This window comes from Paenibacillus glycanilyticus NBRC 16618 (assembly GCF_004000805.1).
GTDB lineage: Bacteria > Bacillota > Bacilli > Paenibacillales > Paenibacillaceae > Pristimantibacillus > Pristimantibacillus glycanilyticus.
In genome coordinates this window covers 127,804-143,837 of the sequence record NZ_BILY01000011.1, presented here as the reverse complement: position 1 = coordinate 143,837, position 16,034 = coordinate 127,804, and the positions used below count along the sequence as shown (strand labels likewise).

Annotated in this window: 12 protein-coding genes and 1 other annotated feature; of the genes, 11 read left to right on the top strand and 1 reads right to left on the bottom strand. The window is 53.7% G+C overall.

Going from position 1 to position 16,034, the window contains the following annotated elements:
• Nucleotides 1-94 precede the first annotated feature (94 nt).
• From hemA to PGL01S_RS11425, 9 genes are all read left to right on the top strand, one after another.
• A complete protein-coding gene (gene hemA / locus PGL01S_RS11465; RefSeq protein WP_127494633.1) occupies nucleotides 95-1,465 on the top strand; it encodes a glutamyl-tRNA reductase in 1,371 nt (456 codons plus the stop codon).
• A 46-nt stretch (nucleotides 1,466-1,511) separates the two neighbouring features.
• On the top strand, nucleotides 1,512-2,327 hold the full coding sequence (gene ccsA / locus PGL01S_RS11460; protein ID WP_015846000.1) for a cytochrome c biogenesis protein CcsA: 816 nt from the start codon (nucleotides 1,512-1,514) through the stop codon (nucleotides 2,325-2,327).
• A gap of 14 nt (nucleotides 2,328-2,341) precedes the next feature.
• A complete protein-coding gene (locus PGL01S_RS11455) occupies nucleotides 2,342-2,980 on the top strand; it encodes a precorrin-2 dehydrogenase/sirohydrochlorin ferrochelatase family protein (protein WP_164775444.1) in 639 nt (212 codons plus the stop codon).
• Nucleotides 2,981-2,999: 19 nt separating this feature from the next.
• Complete coding sequence (gene hemC / locus PGL01S_RS11450) at nucleotides 3,000-3,974, top strand: hydroxymethylbilane synthase (RefSeq protein WP_127494629.1); 975 nt, start codon at nucleotides 3,000-3,002, stop codon at nucleotides 3,972-3,974.
• Between the two features lie 4 nt (nucleotides 3,975-3,978).
• The gene (gene cobA, locus PGL01S_RS11445) at nucleotides 3,979-5,541 is read left to right on the top strand and encodes a uroporphyrinogen-III C-methyltransferase (protein ID WP_127494627.1); all 1,563 of its coding nucleotides are present in this window, start codon (nucleotides 3,979-3,981) and stop codon (nucleotides 5,539-5,541) included.
• A gap of 54 nt (nucleotides 5,542-5,595) precedes the next feature.
• Nucleotides 5,596-6,591 (top strand): porphobilinogen synthase, encoded by a 996-nt coding sequence (gene hemB, locus PGL01S_RS11440; protein ID WP_127494625.1) that lies wholly within the window; start codon nucleotides 5,596-5,598, stop codon nucleotides 6,589-6,591.
• A 6-nt stretch (nucleotides 6,592-6,597) separates the two neighbouring features.
• On the top strand, nucleotides 6,598-7,899 hold the full coding sequence (hemL, locus tag PGL01S_RS11435) for a glutamate-1-semialdehyde 2,1-aminomutase (RefSeq protein ID WP_127494623.1): 1,302 nt from the start codon (nucleotides 6,598-6,600) through the stop codon (nucleotides 7,897-7,899).
• A 30-nt stretch (nucleotides 7,900-7,929) separates the two neighbouring features.
• Nucleotides 7,930-8,928, top strand: coding sequence for an RluA family pseudouridine synthase (locus PGL01S_RS11430; RefSeq protein WP_127494621.1), 999 nt, complete (start codon nucleotides 7,930-7,932; stop codon nucleotides 8,926-8,928).
• 107 nt (nucleotides 8,929-9,035) lie between these two features.
• On the top strand, nucleotides 9,036-10,445 hold the full coding sequence (locus PGL01S_RS11425; RefSeq protein WP_127494619.1) for a LysM peptidoglycan-binding domain-containing protein: 1,410 nt from the start codon (nucleotides 9,036-9,038) through the stop codon (nucleotides 10,443-10,445).
• 51 nt (nucleotides 10,446-10,496) lie between these two features.
• Here the strand turns inward: PGL01S_RS11425 and PGL01S_RS11420 are convergent, their stop codons facing one another.
• Nucleotides 10,497-11,099, bottom strand: coding sequence for a TetR/AcrR family transcriptional regulator (locus PGL01S_RS11420; RefSeq protein WP_164775443.1), 603 nt, complete (start codon nucleotides 11,097-11,099; stop codon nucleotides 10,497-10,499).
• 232 nt (nucleotides 11,100-11,331) lie between these two features.
• On the opposite strand from PGL01S_RS11420, the gene PGL01S_RS11415 reads away from it, so the two are divergent.
• Both PGL01S_RS11415 and PGL01S_RS11410 read left to right on the top strand, forming a co-directional pair.
• Nucleotides 11,332-12,834 carry an MDR family MFS transporter gene (locus PGL01S_RS11415; protein ID WP_127494614.1) on the top strand — a complete coding sequence of 501 codons (1,503 nt, stop codon included), beginning with the start codon at nucleotides 11,332-11,334 and terminating at the stop codon, nucleotides 12,832-12,834.
• A 72-nt stretch (nucleotides 12,835-12,906) separates the two neighbouring features.
• Nucleotides 12,907-13,141: a binding site (T-box leader), on the top strand.
• Between the two features lie 224 nt (nucleotides 13,142-13,365).
• Entirely contained in the window at nucleotides 13,366-16,017 is a 2,652-nt protein-coding gene (locus PGL01S_RS11410) for a valine--tRNA ligase (protein ID WP_127494611.1), read from the top strand.
• Nucleotides 16,018-16,034 lie beyond the last annotated feature (17 nt).

Sequence of the window (16,034 nt, the reverse complement as noted above, 5' to 3'; positions counted from 1 at the left end):
ATTCATAAATGAAGCCAATATGAAGCCGTACGGCTTGTCGAACTATGTTATAATCATTCTAAAGTTAATTTTGAAGAAAGGCAGGTGAACGCGCATGCACATTATCGTAGTCGGCTTGAACTACCGGACCGCTCCGGTTGAAGTAAGAGAACGGTTTGCGATTGCCGAGAAAGAATTGCCGGAAGCATTGAAACAGCTGATGAACACGAGCAGCATTATGGAATGTGTCATTGTTGCGACCTGCAATCGTACCGAGCTGTATGCGGTAGTGGACAGGCACCATCTGTGCGGGCATTATATCCGCAGCTTTATGGAGCAGTGGTTCAAGCTGCCTAGAGAGCAGTTCACTAACCATTTATATATGCATGAGGATGACAAGGCTATCGAGCATCTATTCCGGGTAACAAGCGGGCTTGATTCGATGGTGATCGGCGAGACGCAAATTCTGGGACAAGTAAAAGATGCTTTTGCGCTTGCGCAGCAGCAGAAGATGACAGGAACCCTGTTCAACATGCTGTTTAAACAAGCGGTTACGATGGCCAAGCGTGCTCATTCGGAGACAACGATTGGAGAATCGGCGGTATCGGTCAGCTATGCGGCCGTTGAGCTTGGCAAGCGGATTTTTGGCCAGTTCAGCAAGAAGACGGTTATGGTCATCGGCGCCGGCGAGACTGGCGAGCTTACGGCGAAGCATTTGTATGCGAACGGCGCTGACCGCGTTATTGTGGTGAACCGTACGTATGAAAGAGCGGCTCAACTGGCGGAGAAGTTTAACGGGGTTGCCTGCTCGATGGAAGACGCGGCAAGCAAGCTTCATGAAGCGGACATTGTGATCAGCTCCACGGGAGCGGATGGATATGTGCTGGAACGCCAAGCGGTAGCCGAAGCGATGAAGCGCCGAAAGTCGAAGCCTTTGTTCATGATTGATATCGCCGTTCCGCGCGATCTCGATCCGGCGATTGCCGCGGTCGAGAACGTGTTCCTGTACGACATTGACGATTTGGAAGGTATTGTAGCAAGCAATATCGAGCAGCGCCGGAAGGAAGCGGAGAAGATCGAAACGATGATTGAACAAGAATCGGAGCAGTTCGAGCAATGGTACAAGACGCTTGGCGTTGTTCCTTTAATCCGTGCGCTCCAGACAAAGGCTGCCCACATTCATGAAGAGACGCTTAACAGCCTGACGAACAAGCTGCCGGATCTGGACGAGCATGAACTGAAGGTAATCCGCAAGCTGACGAAGAGCATTGTGAACCAGATGATGCAAGATCCGATCCTGCGGATTAAAGAAATGGCCGGAGAGAAACATTCCGAGGAAGCAATGGATATGTTCGTTAAGTTGTTTGCGCTTGAAGATGAGCTGGCCCAGTCGAAACAAGCTGAAGCAGACACGGCGTCTGCGGCGAAAAAGAAAACGATGCCTGCACGTCCGGCAGCTTCGGCACTGGCGTCCATCCTTCGATAACAGCGCGCTACCCGAATAATCGCGAAGGGCGGCAAGGTGGAAGCTTATGTTTTTTACGCAAAAGTGGCTTTACGACGCGATACTTTATATTTACGCCCTGAGCCTTCTGTTTTACTTCTCCGATTTCATGGATGCGAACCGGAGAGCGAAGCGGATTGGAACAGGGCTCCTTATTTTTGTATGGATATTGCAAACCGTCATTCTGGTGAGCCGGCTCGTGACCCATTTCGAGATAACGGCAATTTCGTCCTTTGAATATTGGCTAGGCTTTTCGTGGCTGCTAGTTACGATATCCCTGGTCATCAGCCAGTTTTTCAAAATCGAGTTTCTCGTCTTTCTGGTTAACATCATCAGCTTCTCCGTGCTGGCGCTTAACTTGTACAGCCGGCCTGGAATGGATGAGCAGTTTGGAGTTTCGCAGGCGATGCGCGACTTGCTCCTTGTACATATTAGTTTGGTGCTATGCGCATACGCATCGCTGACGATAGGATCCATCTTCGCAGGGATGTACCTGTTCCTGCACAAGCAGCTGAAAGGGAAACGATGGACTCCGTTCACGCGGAGGCTGCCAAGTCTCGATAGGATTGAACGTTTCTCGGACAGGGCGATTATAATCGGGGTACCGCTGCTTGCGATGTCCTTATCGGTTGCCGTTACCGTGCTGCTTGCGGAAGGACGCCCGCAGCTGCTGCTTGACTGGAAGGTTCTAACCTCGTTTGCGACTTTGATCTTTTACGTCAATTATATTATTCAAAGGGCGATGCTGAGACGTCCAGGGACGCAGCTTGCAAGACTTCATCTGATTGCATTCGTTATGTTGATTATTAATTTGTTATCCAGTTATTTGTCGACGTTTCACTAGAAGAGGGGATGCGCATGAACGGCTATTACCCGGTAATGCTTCAGCTTCGCGGCGAACGCTGCGTCATCATAGGCGGCGGACGGATTGCCGAGCGCAAGGCGATAGGCCTCATGGAGGCGGGAGCGGATACCGTCATTCTTGTCAGTCCGCGGATTACCGCCCGGCTGCAGGAGCTTGTCGCTTGCGGATCTCTTCAGTGGAATTGCCGGACCTATGAGCCGGAAGATGCGACTGATGCACGCCTGCTGTTTGCCGCTACGGATGATTCCGGACTTAACCGACGGATCGCGGACGATGGCAGGCGGGCCGGAGCTTTGGTTAACACGGTTGATGGGGACGCAGGAAGAGGATTTCTGAATCCTTCGGTAGTACGCCGCGGGGATCTGTTGATTGCCGTCTCCGCAACTGGCGCAAGCCCGGCTCTCTCTGCAAGGATTAAGCGGGAGCTGGAACGGCAATACGGCGAAGAATACGGATATAGCGTGGAGCAGCTCAGGCGGCTGCGCGATTACGTAAAGGCTGATGTCTCTGAGCCTGGCGAGAGGGAAATGCTTCTAAGGCTTGCCGCCGAAGAGGTGCCGCTCCGGGATCATGCGGACATGGAGCCGAAAGCTTGGGTAGAACGACTTCGGGCAAAGAGGCCCTTGGATTGACGACGGGAGGAAGACAATAATGGGAGCTCATGAGAATGGACCGCGTACAATCGTGGTAGGGACACGCCAGAGCGCGCTTGCGTTGACGCAGACGGGTCAAGTCATTGACGAGTTGAAGCGAATCAGCGAGAAACACGGGTTTGATTACCATTTTGAAATTCGGAAAATTGTGACGAAGGGTGACCGCATTCTGGATGTCACGTTGTCCAAGGTTGGCGGAAAAGGCTTGTTTGTAAAAGAGATCGAGCAGGCCCTTCTTGACGGCGAGATCGACATGGCTGTCCACAGCATGAAGGATATGCCTTATGAGCTGCCGGAAGGACTGATGAACGGCGCAACTCCGAGACGGGTTGATCCCCGCGATTGCCTGATTATGAAGCAGGGGAGCTCGCTTGATGATCTGCCCGCCGGCGCGCGTGTCGGAACAAGCAGTCTGCGCCGCTCCAGCCAGCTTAAAAATATACGCCCGGATCTTGAGCTTGATTCCATCCGCGGCAATATCGATTCGAGGATCCGGAAGCTGGAGACGGAAGGCTTTGACGCGGTTGTACTGGCCGCTGCCGGTCTTACCCGCATGGGCTGGGAGGACCGAATCTCGGCGTTTATCCCCGTTGATCTGTCGATCCCGGCGGTTGGACAAGGAGCGCTTGGCATCGAGTGCCGTACGGCGGATCCCGGGGTGCGCGAGCTGCTCGATTTGCTGAATGATACCGAAACCTCGCTGTCCGTCCGCGCGGAGAGAAGCTTCCTGGGCGCGCTAAACGGCGGCTGCCAGGTTCCGATCGGCGCTTTTGCCGTGGTGCACAAGAAGTCCGGGGAAGAGAGCTTCGACAACGCCGAGCTTGAGCTGACCGGCATGGTTGGCTCTCCTGACGGAGAAGTGATGCTGAAGGAAATCCGGAAGGGAACCGATCCGGAGCAGCTGGGCCGCGATGTTGCGGCGGCATTGAAGGCAAGAGGCGCGGATCGCATTTTGGCGGAATTCGGGGGATAACGCGATGAATAAAGGAGTTGTCTATCTCGTTGGCGCCGGACCGGGAGATCCAAAGCTTATTACGGTCCGCGGACTGGAATGTCTGAAACGAAGCGACGTTGTTGTTTATGACCGCCTGGCGAGCCCAAGGCTGCTTAGATATATGAAGGAAGGTGCCCGTAAAATTTACGTCGGCAAGCTTCCTGACCGCCATACGATGAAGCAGGAAGAGATTAACCAGCTGCTTGTCGATCTGGCTTTGGAAGGGCATACGGTCACAAGGCTGAAAGGCGGGGATCCCACGATCTTCGGCCGTGTCGGCGAGGAAGCGGAATTGCTGCAGGAGAATGGCGTATCGTTCGAGATTGTTCCGGGCATTACGTCGGCAATCGCGGTGCCCGCTTATGCCGGTATTCCGGTGACTCACCGGGACCTGGCTTCTTCCTTATCTATTGTTACGGGGCATGAGAGTCCGGAGAAACTCGACCGCTCCATCCATTGGGACAAGGTGACCAATGCGACGGGCACCCTTATTTTCTTGATGGGTGTAGCCAAGATCGGTTATATCGCCGAGCAGCTTATCCGCCACGGCAAGCCGGGAACAACGCCGGTTGCCCTTATACGCTGGGGGACCCGCGTGGAGCAGCAGACGATTGTCGGCACGCTGGAGTCGATTGAACGGATCGTGAAAGAGGCGAACTTCCAGCCGCCGGCGGTTATTGTTGTCGGCGATGTGGTTCTCCAGCGGGACAAGCTGAAATGGTACGAGCAAAAGCCGCTCTTTGGGGTGCGTGTGCTTGTCACGCGGGCCAGGGCACAAGCCAGCGACTTGGCCGACCGGATTGAAGAGCTTGGCGGCGAGCCTTGCGAACTGCCGGTAATTGAGACGCGCGAGCCCCGGGAGGAGGCTGCTGCCGAAGCGATCCGTACCGCTCTTGCGGATGCGGAGTCGTATAATTGGATCATGTTTACGAGCGTGAACGGGGTAGAGTACTTCTTCAACTGGCTGGATCGCTTTAACATGGATATCCGGCGCTTCCATGCCGCCCGTATTGCGGCGGTTGGTCCACGGACCGCGGAAGCTCTGCGCAAGCGTGGCTTGATTGCGGATCAGCTGCCGGCCAAGTTTCAGGCGGAAGGATTGCTCGAACAGCTGGAAGGCCAGCTGAAGCCGGGAGAGAAGGTTCTTCTCCCGCGTGGCGATCTCGCGCGCGAGATTTTGCCGCTTGAGTTGAAGGCTAAGGGTCTTGTCCCAATTGAGTTGGATGTTTACGAGACGGTGATTGCGGATTCGCAGGATGAACAGGCGTTTGAATGGATCCGCAACCGGGAAATTCACGCGATTACGTTCACAAGCTCCTCGACGGTAACGAATCTGCTTGAGGTGCTTCGCAGGAACGGATTCGAGGATCCGGTCGCGCAGCTGACCGGCATCGATGTGGCCAGCATTGGCCCCGTGACTTCGAAGACGGCCTCCGAAGCCGGACTTTCCGTTACCATTGAACCGGAGGATGCTACAATCGAAGCACTGGTTGAAGCATTGGTTCAGCATCAAATCACCAAACGTTTGAAGGCTGATCCGTCTTAATTACCGGCAATTATCGCATACCCATCGCTAGCAGGATTAGAGGAGGAATTTGAAATGGCATTTCCCATTGTGAGACACCGCAGATTGCGTCAATCGGCCGCTATGCGCAATATCGTACGCGAAACCGTACTGACGGCGAATGATTTTATATATCCGATCTACGTGAAATACGGGACGAAAATCAAAGAAGAGATTAGCTCGATGCCCGGCGTATACCGCTTCTCCCTTGATCTTCTGGAAGCGGAGATTCGCGAGATTACTTCCCTTGGCATTCAAACGATTATGCTCTTTGGTCTGCCTGACCATAAGGATGCCGAAGGTACTTCGGCCTATGATCCGAACGGAATCGTTCAGGAAGCTACGCGCCTGATCAAGAAATGGGCGCCTGAGCTGATCGTTATGGCGGATACTTGTCTCTGCCAGTTTACCGATCACGGACATTGCGGCATGGTGCATTTGGATGAAGCTACGGGAACGGCGGTTGTGGATAACGATCCTTCGTTGTCGCTGCTCGTTCGCACGGCCGTTTCCCAGGCGGAAGCGGGTGCGGACGTGATTGCTCCATCGAACATGATGGACGGTTTTGTATCGGCTATCCGCGAAGGACTGGATGAAGCGGGCTTCAGCCATGTTCCGATTTTGTCGTATTCGGTTAAATATGCTTCCGCCTTCTACGGTCCTTTCCGGGATGCAGCGAAGTCCGCGCCGCAGTTCGGCGACCGCAAGACGTATCAGATGGACCCGGCCAATGCCCGCGAAGCTTTGCGCGAAGCGGATTCCGACGTATTCGAAGGCGCGGATATGCTCATGGTCAAGCCTGCCCTTTCTTACCTCGATATCGTTCGCCAGCTTCGCGACAGCTTTGATCTGCCGATCGTTGCTTACAACGTAAGCGGTGAGTATGCCATGGTGAAAGCCGCTGCGGCAAACGGTTGGATTGACGAAAAGGCGATTGTGCTTGAGAAGCTGATCAGCATGAAGCGCGCCGGCGCGGATCTGATCATTACTTACCATGCGAAGGATGCTTCGCGCTGGCTGAGAGGAGAATAACGAAGGATGAGCAGATCGATTGGCAACAGACGCGATGACCGTTCGAGAGAGGCTTTCGCCCGTGCGAAGCAGGTGCTTCCCGGCGGCGTGAACAGCCCGGTGCGCGCATTCAAATCCGTAGGTCTTAACCCGGTTTATATGGATCACGGAAAAGGCAGCCGCGTATATGATATCGATGGCAACAGCTACATTGATTATGTGGGATCCTGGGGACCGCTCATCATGGGGCATGCCCATCCCGAAGTGATCGAAGCGATTAAGAAAACAGCGGAAAAAGGAACAAGCTTTGGCGCGCCAACCGAGCTGGAAACTCTGATGGCCGAGCTGGTCGTTGAACGCGTTCCGTCCGTTGATATCGTCCGTATGGTTAACTCCGGTACGGAAGCGACGATGAGTGCGCTGCGTCTTGCGCGCGGTTATACGAAGCGCAGCAAAATTTTGAAATTTGAAGGCTCCTATCACGGGCATGCCGACAGCCTGCTTATCAAAGCCGGCTCAGGCGTAGCCACGCTTGGCCTTCCGGACAGCCCCGGTGTTCCCGAAGGCGTGGCCTCCCAAACGATAACCGTTCCGTATAACGATCTGGAATCGGCTAAGCTAGCCTTCGAAAAATTCGGCGAAGAGATCGCCTGCATTATCGTCGAGCCCGTAGCGGGCAATATGGGAGTTGTCCCGCCGCTGCCGGGCTTCCTGCAGGGGCTCCGCGAGTTGACGGAGCAATACGGCAGCCTGCTCATCTTTGACGAAGTTATGACCGGCTTCCGCGTCAATTACAGCTGCGCGCAAGGTCTGTACGGCGTTACGCCGGACTTGACCTGCTTCGGCAAAGTGATCGGCGGCGGTCTGCCAGTCGGCGCTTACGGCGGCAAACGCGAGATCATGGAAATGATCGCGCCAAGCGGTCCGATCTATCAAGCCGGCACCTTGTCCGGCAACCCGCTTGCAATGGCAGCCGGCTATACAACGTTGAAGCTGTTAACGAAAGAAACTTACGAGCTGCTCGAGCGTCAAGCCGTCCGTCTGCAGCTCGGCTTTGAGAAAAATGCCGCCAAGCATGGCATTGCAACAACGATTAACCGGGTTGGTTCGATGGTATGTCCGTTCTTCACCGATACGCATGTCATTAACTTCGAGACGGCCAAGACGTCTAATCTTGAACAATTCAAAGCATACTTCTCTGCAATGCTTGATCTGGGCGTAAGTATTGCTCCTTCGCAGTTTGAAGGCATGTTTGTATCCGCCGTCCATTCGGACGAGGATATCGACGCAACGATTGCCGTCCATGACCAGGCGCTTGCAAGCTTATAAATAAATGTAGAACAGGAAGGTTCGATATCCATGCATAAACGTCCTTATCGACGCGAGGGGCAATGGCTGTCGCTTCTGCCGGCGGATTTGGCCGGGCAGACGACAGGCAAGGATTCGGCTTCCGGGCAGCTAACGGAGCAGCTTTCCATTCCGGAGGCCGGCAGTCATCCGCATCTTGTGCGGCAATGGCTGCTGGCCTGTTCTTTATTTCCGGCAAAATGGATTAACCGTCTGTTCTCGGTTGGCGGTATCGGTTGGGAGGGAGAGAGGATTCGCCTCCTAGCTTTCCCGCCGGTAGACCCCGTCTCGGATCCGTTATACCGCAAAGTAAAGAGCAGCGGCTATTCCTCTCTAGCACAGGCACCGGAGGTCCTCTACGAGGATGACTTCTGCCTTGTCCTTAACAAGCCAGCGGGTATGCCGGTTCACGAATCCCATGCCGGTCAGACCGGTACACTGGATGAAGCGGCGTTGCGATGGCTGCTGGAGCAAGGGGATCCGCTTCCCGTCCGGCATAATCATCGTCTGGATGACGATACATCCGGTCCGGTGCTGTATTCGAAGAATGATCTTGCCCAATGGGTGCTGGATGAAGCCATGCGCGAGAAACGGATTGATCGGCGTTATCTTGCCGTCGTCCAAGGAAAGGTGAAAAAGCCGTCCGGCACGATAAACGCTCCAATCGGTAAAGACCGTCATCATTCTTCAAGGCGACGCGTAACGCCCGGCGGCGATCCGGCTATTACCCACTATGAAACCATTCGCGCTTTTTCGGATGCTACTCTTGTCCGTTTGCGTCTGGAAACCGGCAGAACCCATCAAATTCGCGTGCATATGAGCCATCTTGGCCATCCCTTGCTTGGCGACAAGCTGTACGGCGGGGATACGAGACTGCTGCAGCATCAGGCGCTCCATGGCGAACGGCTGCTTTTTCCTCATCCATGGACGGGTGATTTCGTAGAAGCGGCCGCAGCGGAGCCCGAATGGCTTGCGAATCTTCTTGACAAGCTGGGCAGACGGACAAATTGATAGTCATGCGCCTTATTTCCGCGCCATATAGATAGTAGTGAATGTAACTTTAGCCCAAGCTTTAGGCATTTGCTTTTCATTTATGGTATTGGGAGGGAGGATATCGCGTGACAGATCAATCCAAAGGCTTGCGATTTGATTTGTATGAGCGTATTCATTTGCCGGATGAGGTAGCGGCGATTGACGAACTGGAGGAAATTGAACTAACCCCGCGTATTCAGGTGATTGAGCAGGGTGATCATGCGGTGCTGAAAGGGCAGCTGCTCTTAAACGGCGTGTATCGCGGCCAATCGGACGGAGGAAGCCTGCAGACGCTGGAGCACTGGATTCCGGTCGAAATTACGCTGCCGCTCAACCGGGTATCTCGGCTCGACGACATTTCGGTAGAAATCGATAATTTTGACGTAGATTTATTGTCCGCGCGGACGCTTAACGTGACCGGCGTGTTATCGCTTAGAGGTATACTCGTTGAACCGCTTCCCGATGCGGAAGAGGCATGGCGGGAGGAGCCGATAACGGTCGTTCATGAGCGCGAGGCTTCGAATGAGGAATCCGATTTCGAGGCAGAGGCGCAATCGGACATTGAGGCCCAGCCTCAGGAAACGTGGCAGTCGGTGACGCAGCAGCCTTATTTTACGGGCTATGCAGGCCAGCTTCCTGGAACGCAAAGAGCTCAGGAAGAAGAGTTCGAGGAAGAAGAGGAAGAAGAAAGCTTCGAGGCATTCGAGGAAGAGGAGCAGGAAGAAGGGATAGACGAAGTCGAAGAAGCGGATGCTTCCGTCACGATTTCGGCTTCGCCGAGGGACAGCGGCTGGTCTGCTTCGCAGTGGTTCCAATCGAGCCAGCCGGCCAATCAGCCTGGAACCCAGCCCGAAGCGCAGTCCTATCAACCTGCGAATCAACAAAATGCTGCTTCGTTCTATCAGCCAACCGTTCCTCCACAGGCGCCTCCGCCTTCGCAGAGGGAGAATACTTACGAGTTCGAACAGGAAAGCGAAGAAGAATGGCAGGAGGAGTCCTTTGCCGAACAAGCGGATGAGCCTAACGAGGAGGCATTTGCTTCCTTCGGCGGAGACTCGGCAGGCGAAGCGGAATGGCAGGCGCAGCCGGAGGCTCCCCGCGTGCCGGACAACGAGAAGCAGGAGATTCGGATAGGCGTCGGCAGTAAGCAGCCGGAAAACAATCCGGAGCAAGCGCCCAATGTTGGTCTGATGACGCTGCTGCAAACGAGCAAGCGCGAGCAGGCTGCGCGACAGGCGGCCGAAGAGGTTGCAGCCAAGCAAGCCGAGCAGGCTAAAACCCGCTCATCCGGCGACGATATCGAGTGGAAGACCTTATTCCTCGGCAAACAGTCGGAGGAGAACGAATTCCGCAAAATCCGTGTCTGCATCGTCCAAAGAGACGAGACGCTGGAGTCGATTGCGGTCAGATACAGCCTCAATCCTCGCGAGATTTTGCTGTATAACGGCTTGAACGAATCTTCCGTCGCGGAAGGCCAGCTTCTCTATATTCCCTAACTAAAAAAGCTCCTCCGTCAGCCTTTCTCTGGGCTGACGGAGGAGCTTTTATTACATCGTCTTGAACAGCGGGTTCAACATGGTCATGCAGAAGTTGTCCGCAATCTGTTCGATCGAATAACCCAGTACCTTCGAATAATAGATAAGAGATTCGGGAGCCATGGCACTGATCAGCATATGGGCCGTAAATTCGGGAACAAGTGCTATAATTTCGTCTTTGCGCTGCGCTTCTTGAAGGAGAGATAGAAACAGATTATTTAGCTTCCGGTAGTTTGGACTTTCATAGAAGTCCAGGTCATCCGGCTTGCAGGTTTTGCTCACCTTAATAACATTCAGCCATTCCAGCTGGTCGTTCGAGAATACGATTAGACGCCGGAGAACGACTGTCAATCTGTCCAGTACAGGCTTATCCGCCAATGGCTCGAGCAGCCGGCGGAATTCCTCCATCAGATCCTCGAAGGTGTCATTCATCAGGTCCATGCATAAGTCGGATTTATTCGCATAACGCCTGTACAGCGTGCCTTGTCCAATTTGAATGGATTTAGCAATCTGGTGCATGCTGACGGCTTCAACGCCGTGTTCGGCAAAAAGGGACCTTGCGGCTTGCAGAATCATCTTGCTAACCTCTTGCGAGTCCTTCTTTTTATCGGTCATGCGCGCACCCTCCATTTCATGAAAAATAAATAAAGCATGATTGTATTGACAAAGCGGACAATTGTCCGTTATCATACGTTAGCGGACAATTGTCCGCAGTCGTCTTGCGCCTAACTCATTTTACTGCTGGATAGTAAAGAGGTCAAGGCGTCAGCGGATTTGCAATAGAGAGAAAGTAACTTGCCGCCGAGCAAGAATTACTTCAATATGTTTTAGGAGGAGAGAGGAATTTATGACTGAAGCAACAAACAACAGCTCCATGTCTATCAAATCCATAATGGTACCGCTACTTGCGATCATTGTGGGGATGTTCATGGTCATTCTCGACGGCACGGCGATGAACGTAGCGATCCCTAAGCTTCGCGAAGATTTCGGGGGAGCAAGCCTGTCGCTTATTCAATGGACGGTAACGGGGTATGCGCTGGCGCAGGCTGCCGTTATTCCGCTTGCCGGATGGTTATCCGACCGTTTCGGCGCGAAGCAAATCTATTTGACTTCGATCGTTCTGTTTACGATTGGCTCCGCGCTTTGCGCATTTGCGACAACGGCTGAACAATTGATTATTTTCCGTATTATTCAAGGTCTAGGCGGCGGCATGGTTGCCCCGATTGCGATGGCCTTTACTTACCGTTTAAGCCCTCCGGGCAAACAAGGCGCCGTGATGGGCATGATCGGTATTCCGATGCTTCTCGCGCCTGCACTTGGACCTGTGCTTGCAGGCTGGCTGGTCGACTACGTAACCTGGCACTGGATCTTTATTATTAATATCCCTGTAGGCGTTGTGGCGGTTTTCCTTGGTCTTCGCACCTTGCCGGCTTTGGCCCGCCAAACGGTACCTCAGCTTGACGTGCTTGGCATGATTTTTGCTCCGCTGGCTTTTGCCGGTCTTGCTTACGGCGTTAGCGAGGGCGGTACGGACTGGGGCTCCGCGAAAACGTTGACCGGTCTTATCGTAGGCGGCGTCTCGCTTATCATCTTTATTATCGTGGAATTGAACCGCAAACAGCCGCTTCTTGAGCTTCGCGTGTTCAAATCGGCGGATTTCTCCAAAGGGATTGTCGTTCAATGGGTATCCCAGATCGCCCTCTTTGGCACCTTGTTCCTGTTCCCGCTGTTCCTGCAGACGGCCAAAGGCTACTCTGCGCTCGATACCGGCTTGATCCTGCTTCCGCAGGCTTTGGCCGCAGCGGTCTTTATGCCGATTGGCGGCAAGCTGTTTGACAAGATTGGCGCCCGTCCGCTAGTCATGAGCGGTCTGGCAATCGTAACGATCGGCGCGTTCCTCTTGTCGAACATCTCGTCCGACGCAACGGTAGGCTCGTATATCTTGCCGCTTATTCTGCTTGGAGCGGGTATGGGGCTTTCGATGATGCCGCTGAATACGCATATTATTCAATCGGCTCCTCCCGAGCTGGTCAGCCGCGTAACTTCCCTGACAAACGCAGCCCAGCAGGTTATGACATCCTTTGCGGTAGCTGGACTTGCAACGATTCTGGCAAGACGCACCGAGCATTACATGACTTCCGAAATGGCGGCTGGGGGAATTACGAATCCTGCCGATATCACGCCAGTGATTGCTTCCCATGTGGCGGCTTCCTCTTACGGAGATACATTCCTAATTCTGACGATTATCGGCGTCGTTGGCACGCTGATCGGGTTCCTGCTCTCGAAGCCGAAGCGCGCGGAAGGCGCAAGCACGGAAAAAGCCGATATGCCAATGATGATGGGCCACTAATTAGGCGTAGACGCAAGTTGACTTTCGGGGACATCTTGGATAAAATATGCTATATCTGATTTTTTTCAACATATATTGACGTTGAAGGGGAAGAGTAAGCAGCCAAGCCTTCAGAGAGCGGGACTGTAACGCTGAAAGGTACCGCAGGAATTTACTGCTTCGCTTGTCGCCCCGGAGTTGCTTGAATGAAGCGGGTTCATCCGTTATTTCAAGCCGGCCGCAGCCGTTATCTGTTTGAGTGCCGCGCTTGCTTGTCTGAGGTGCGGAACAAAGGTGGTACCACGGAAGATAACCTTTCGTCCTTTGCTATAAGGGCGGAAGGTTTTTTTGTATTTCTATCCATGCAATGACAGGAATGGCAATGCTTGCAAAGTAAAATTTTGGTTTATGCTTTCGAAGCATGAATCACCACAAACGGTTGATAAACAACCTAGTTTGGCAATTCATTTGGTTTATGCTTTCGAAGCATGAATCACCACAAACGGTTGATAAACAACCTAGTTTGGCAATTCATTTTAGGAGGATGTAAAGATGTCAGACAAGACAACAATGCCGACGACTTACGATCCGAAGGCAGCCGAGCAGAAGTGGTACGACTTCTGGCAGCAGGGTCAATTTTTCAAGGCGGGCCAGCGCCCGGAAGCAAAGCCTTTTACGATCGTAATCCCGCCGCCAAACGTTACGGGGATGCTTCATATCGGGCATGCGCTCGATTTCACCCTTCAAGATATCATTATCCGCACCAAACGGATGCAGGGCTTTGACACGCTGTGGCTGCCTGGCACCGACCATGCGGGCATTGCTACCCAAACCAAGGTAGAACAGAAGCTGCGCGAACAGGGGTTGAGCCGTTACGACCTAGGCCGCGAGAAGTTCCTGGAGCAGGTGTGGGACTGGAAAGAGCTATACGCGAACACCATTCGCGAGCAATGGGGCAAAATGGGACTGTCTCTGGACTACTCCCGCGAACGTTTTACATTGGACGAGGGTTTGTCCAAAGCGGTACGCGAAGTATTCGTCCGTTTGCATGAGAAGGGCCTTATCTACCGCGGCAAAAAGATTATTAACTGGGACCCGGCCGCGCGTACGGCTTTGTCCGATATTGAAGTAGAGTACAAAGAGCTGAACGGACATCTGTACCATCTCCAATATCCGCTCAAGAACGGCAGCGGTTATGTTACCGTTGCAACAACGCGTCCGGAGACGATGCTTGGCGATACGGCCGTAGCGGTCCATCCGGAAGACGAGCGTTACAAGCATCTGATTGGCCAGATGCTCGTACTGCCGGTAGTTGGCCGCGAGATTCCGATTATTGCCGATGATTACGTGGAGAAGGATTTTGGATCCGGCGCTGTAAAAATTACGCCTGCGCATGACCCGAACGACTTCGAGGTTGGCCTGCGCCATGACCTGCCGCAAATCATCGTCATGGATGAGACAGGCACGATGAACGAGCATGCGGGTCCTTATCAAGGTCTCGACCGTGCGGAATGCCGCAAGAAGCTGGTGAAGGATCTGCAGGAGCAAGGCGTTTGCATCCGCATCGAGGACCACGTGCATCAGGTTGGCCACAGCGAGCGCAGCGGCGCGGTTGTTGAGCCGTATTTGTCGACGCAATGGTTCGTTGCGATGAAGCCGCTGGCTGAACGCGCGATCGAAGCGCAAAAATCCGGCAATGGCGTTAACTTCGTACCGGATCGCTTCGAGAAAATTTATTTGAACTGGATTGAAAATGTCCGCGACTGGTGTATTTCCCGCCAACTGTGGTGGGGCCACCGTATTCCGGCATGGTACTGCGAATCTTGCGGCGAGATGCATGTTGCCCGCGAGGACGTAACGGCCTGCGCGGCTTGCGGCAGCACATCGCTTCGTCAGGACGAAGACGTTCTGGATACCTGGTTCAGCTCCGGGCTCTGGCCGTTCTCCACGCTCGGCTGGCCGGAAGAAACGGAAGACTTCAAACGTTACTACCCGACGGATGTTCTTGTAACGGGCTACGACATCGTTTATTTCTGGGTTGCGCGCATGATCTTTACGGCGCTTGAGTTCACGGATCAAATCCCGTTCAAGGACGTACTGATGCATGGTCTCGTTCGCGACGCGGAAGGACGCAAAATGTCCAAATCGCTTGGCAACGGCGTTGACCCGCTTGACGTCATCGAGAACTACGGTGCCGATGCGATGCGTTACATGATCTCGACGGGCAGCACGCCGGGTCAGGATCTGCGCTTCCGGATCGAGAAGGTCGAGCAGGCCCGCAACTTTGCGAACAAGATTTGGAACGCCTCCCGTTTCGCTCTGATGAACCTTGAAGGCTTTACGGCTTCCGACATCGATATCAAGAGCAATCTCGGTACGGCTGAGCGCTGGATTCTGCATCGCCTGAACGAAACGGTGCGCGAAGCGACCCGTTTGATCGACAGCTACGAGTTCGGCGAAACCGGCCGCATTTTGTACAACTTCATCTGGGATGATCTGTGCGACTGGTATATCGAATTTGCCAAGCTTAACCTGTACGGCACGGATGAGCAGGCAAAACGCGCGACGCAGTCGGTTCTGGCTTATGTGCTTGACCGTACGCAGCGTCTGATTCATCCGTTTATGCCTTATATCAGCGAAGAAATCTGGCAGCATCTGCCGCATGAAGGCGAATCGATTACCGTTGCCGCTTGGCCGGTATACGACGAGGCTCTTGAAGCGCCTGAAGCGGTAAAAGAGATGGAGCTTCTCATGGATATCATCCGCGCGGTTCGTAACGTTCGCGCGGAAGTGAATGTACCGATGAGCAAGAAAGTTGAACTGATGATCAAGCCTTCCGGTGAAGCCGAGGCTGCGATTGTCAGCCGCAACGAGGAATTTATCAGACGTTTCTGCGGCACTTCGTCGTTTGAGACCGGTCTTGGCCTGGCCGCTCCGGATAAAGCAATGACGGCAATCGTAACCGGTGCGGAGCTTTACCTGCCTCTTGCGGGACTGATCGATATTTCGCAGGAGATCGCCCGTCTCGAGAAAGAGCTGGCAACGCTGAGCTCCGAAGTAGAGCGCGTGGAGAAAAAGCTTAGTAACGAAGGTTTCGTTGCGAAGGCACCGGCTAAAGTCATTGATGAAGAACGCGCCAAAATGGCAGACTACGCAAGCAAACGCGATAAGGTTCTTGCGCGCATCGAAGAGCTGCGCAGCTAATGATCTGATGGAAGAAG

Coding starts and splice junctions, on each gene's coding strand:
- PGL01S_RS11455 (WP_164775444.1), top strand. CDS start 2,342: ATGAACGGCTATTACCCGGTAATGCTTCAGCTTCGCGGCGAACGCTGC.
- PGL01S_RS11430 (WP_127494621.1), top strand. CDS start 7,930: ATGCATAAACGTCCTTATCGACGCGAGGGGCAATGGCTGTCGCTTCTG.
- ccsA (WP_015846000.1), top strand. CDS start 1,512: ATGTTTTTTACGCAAAAGTGGCTTTACGACGCGATACTTTATATTTAC.
- hemC (WP_127494629.1), top strand. CDS start 3,000: ATGGGAGCTCATGAGAATGGACCGCGTACAATCGTGGTAGGGACACGC.
- PGL01S_RS11415 (WP_127494614.1), top strand. CDS start 11,332: ATGACTGAAGCAACAAACAACAGCTCCATGTCTATCAAATCCATAATG.
- PGL01S_RS11420 (WP_164775443.1), bottom strand. CDS start 11,099: ATGACCGATAAAAAGAAGGACTCGCAAGAGGTTAGCAAGATGATTCTG.
- hemL (WP_127494623.1), top strand. CDS start 6,598: ATGAGCAGATCGATTGGCAACAGACGCGATGACCGTTCGAGAGAGGCT.
- PGL01S_RS11410 (WP_127494611.1), top strand. CDS start 13,366: ATGTCAGACAAGACAACAATGCCGACGACTTACGATCCGAAGGCAGCC.
- cobA (WP_127494627.1), top strand. CDS start 3,979: ATGAATAAAGGAGTTGTCTATCTCGTTGGCGCCGGACCGGGAGATCCA.
- hemA (WP_127494633.1), top strand. CDS start 95: ATGCACATTATCGTAGTCGGCTTGAACTACCGGACCGCTCCGGTTGAA.
- hemB (WP_127494625.1), top strand. CDS start 5,596: ATGGCATTTCCCATTGTGAGACACCGCAGATTGCGTCAATCGGCCGCT.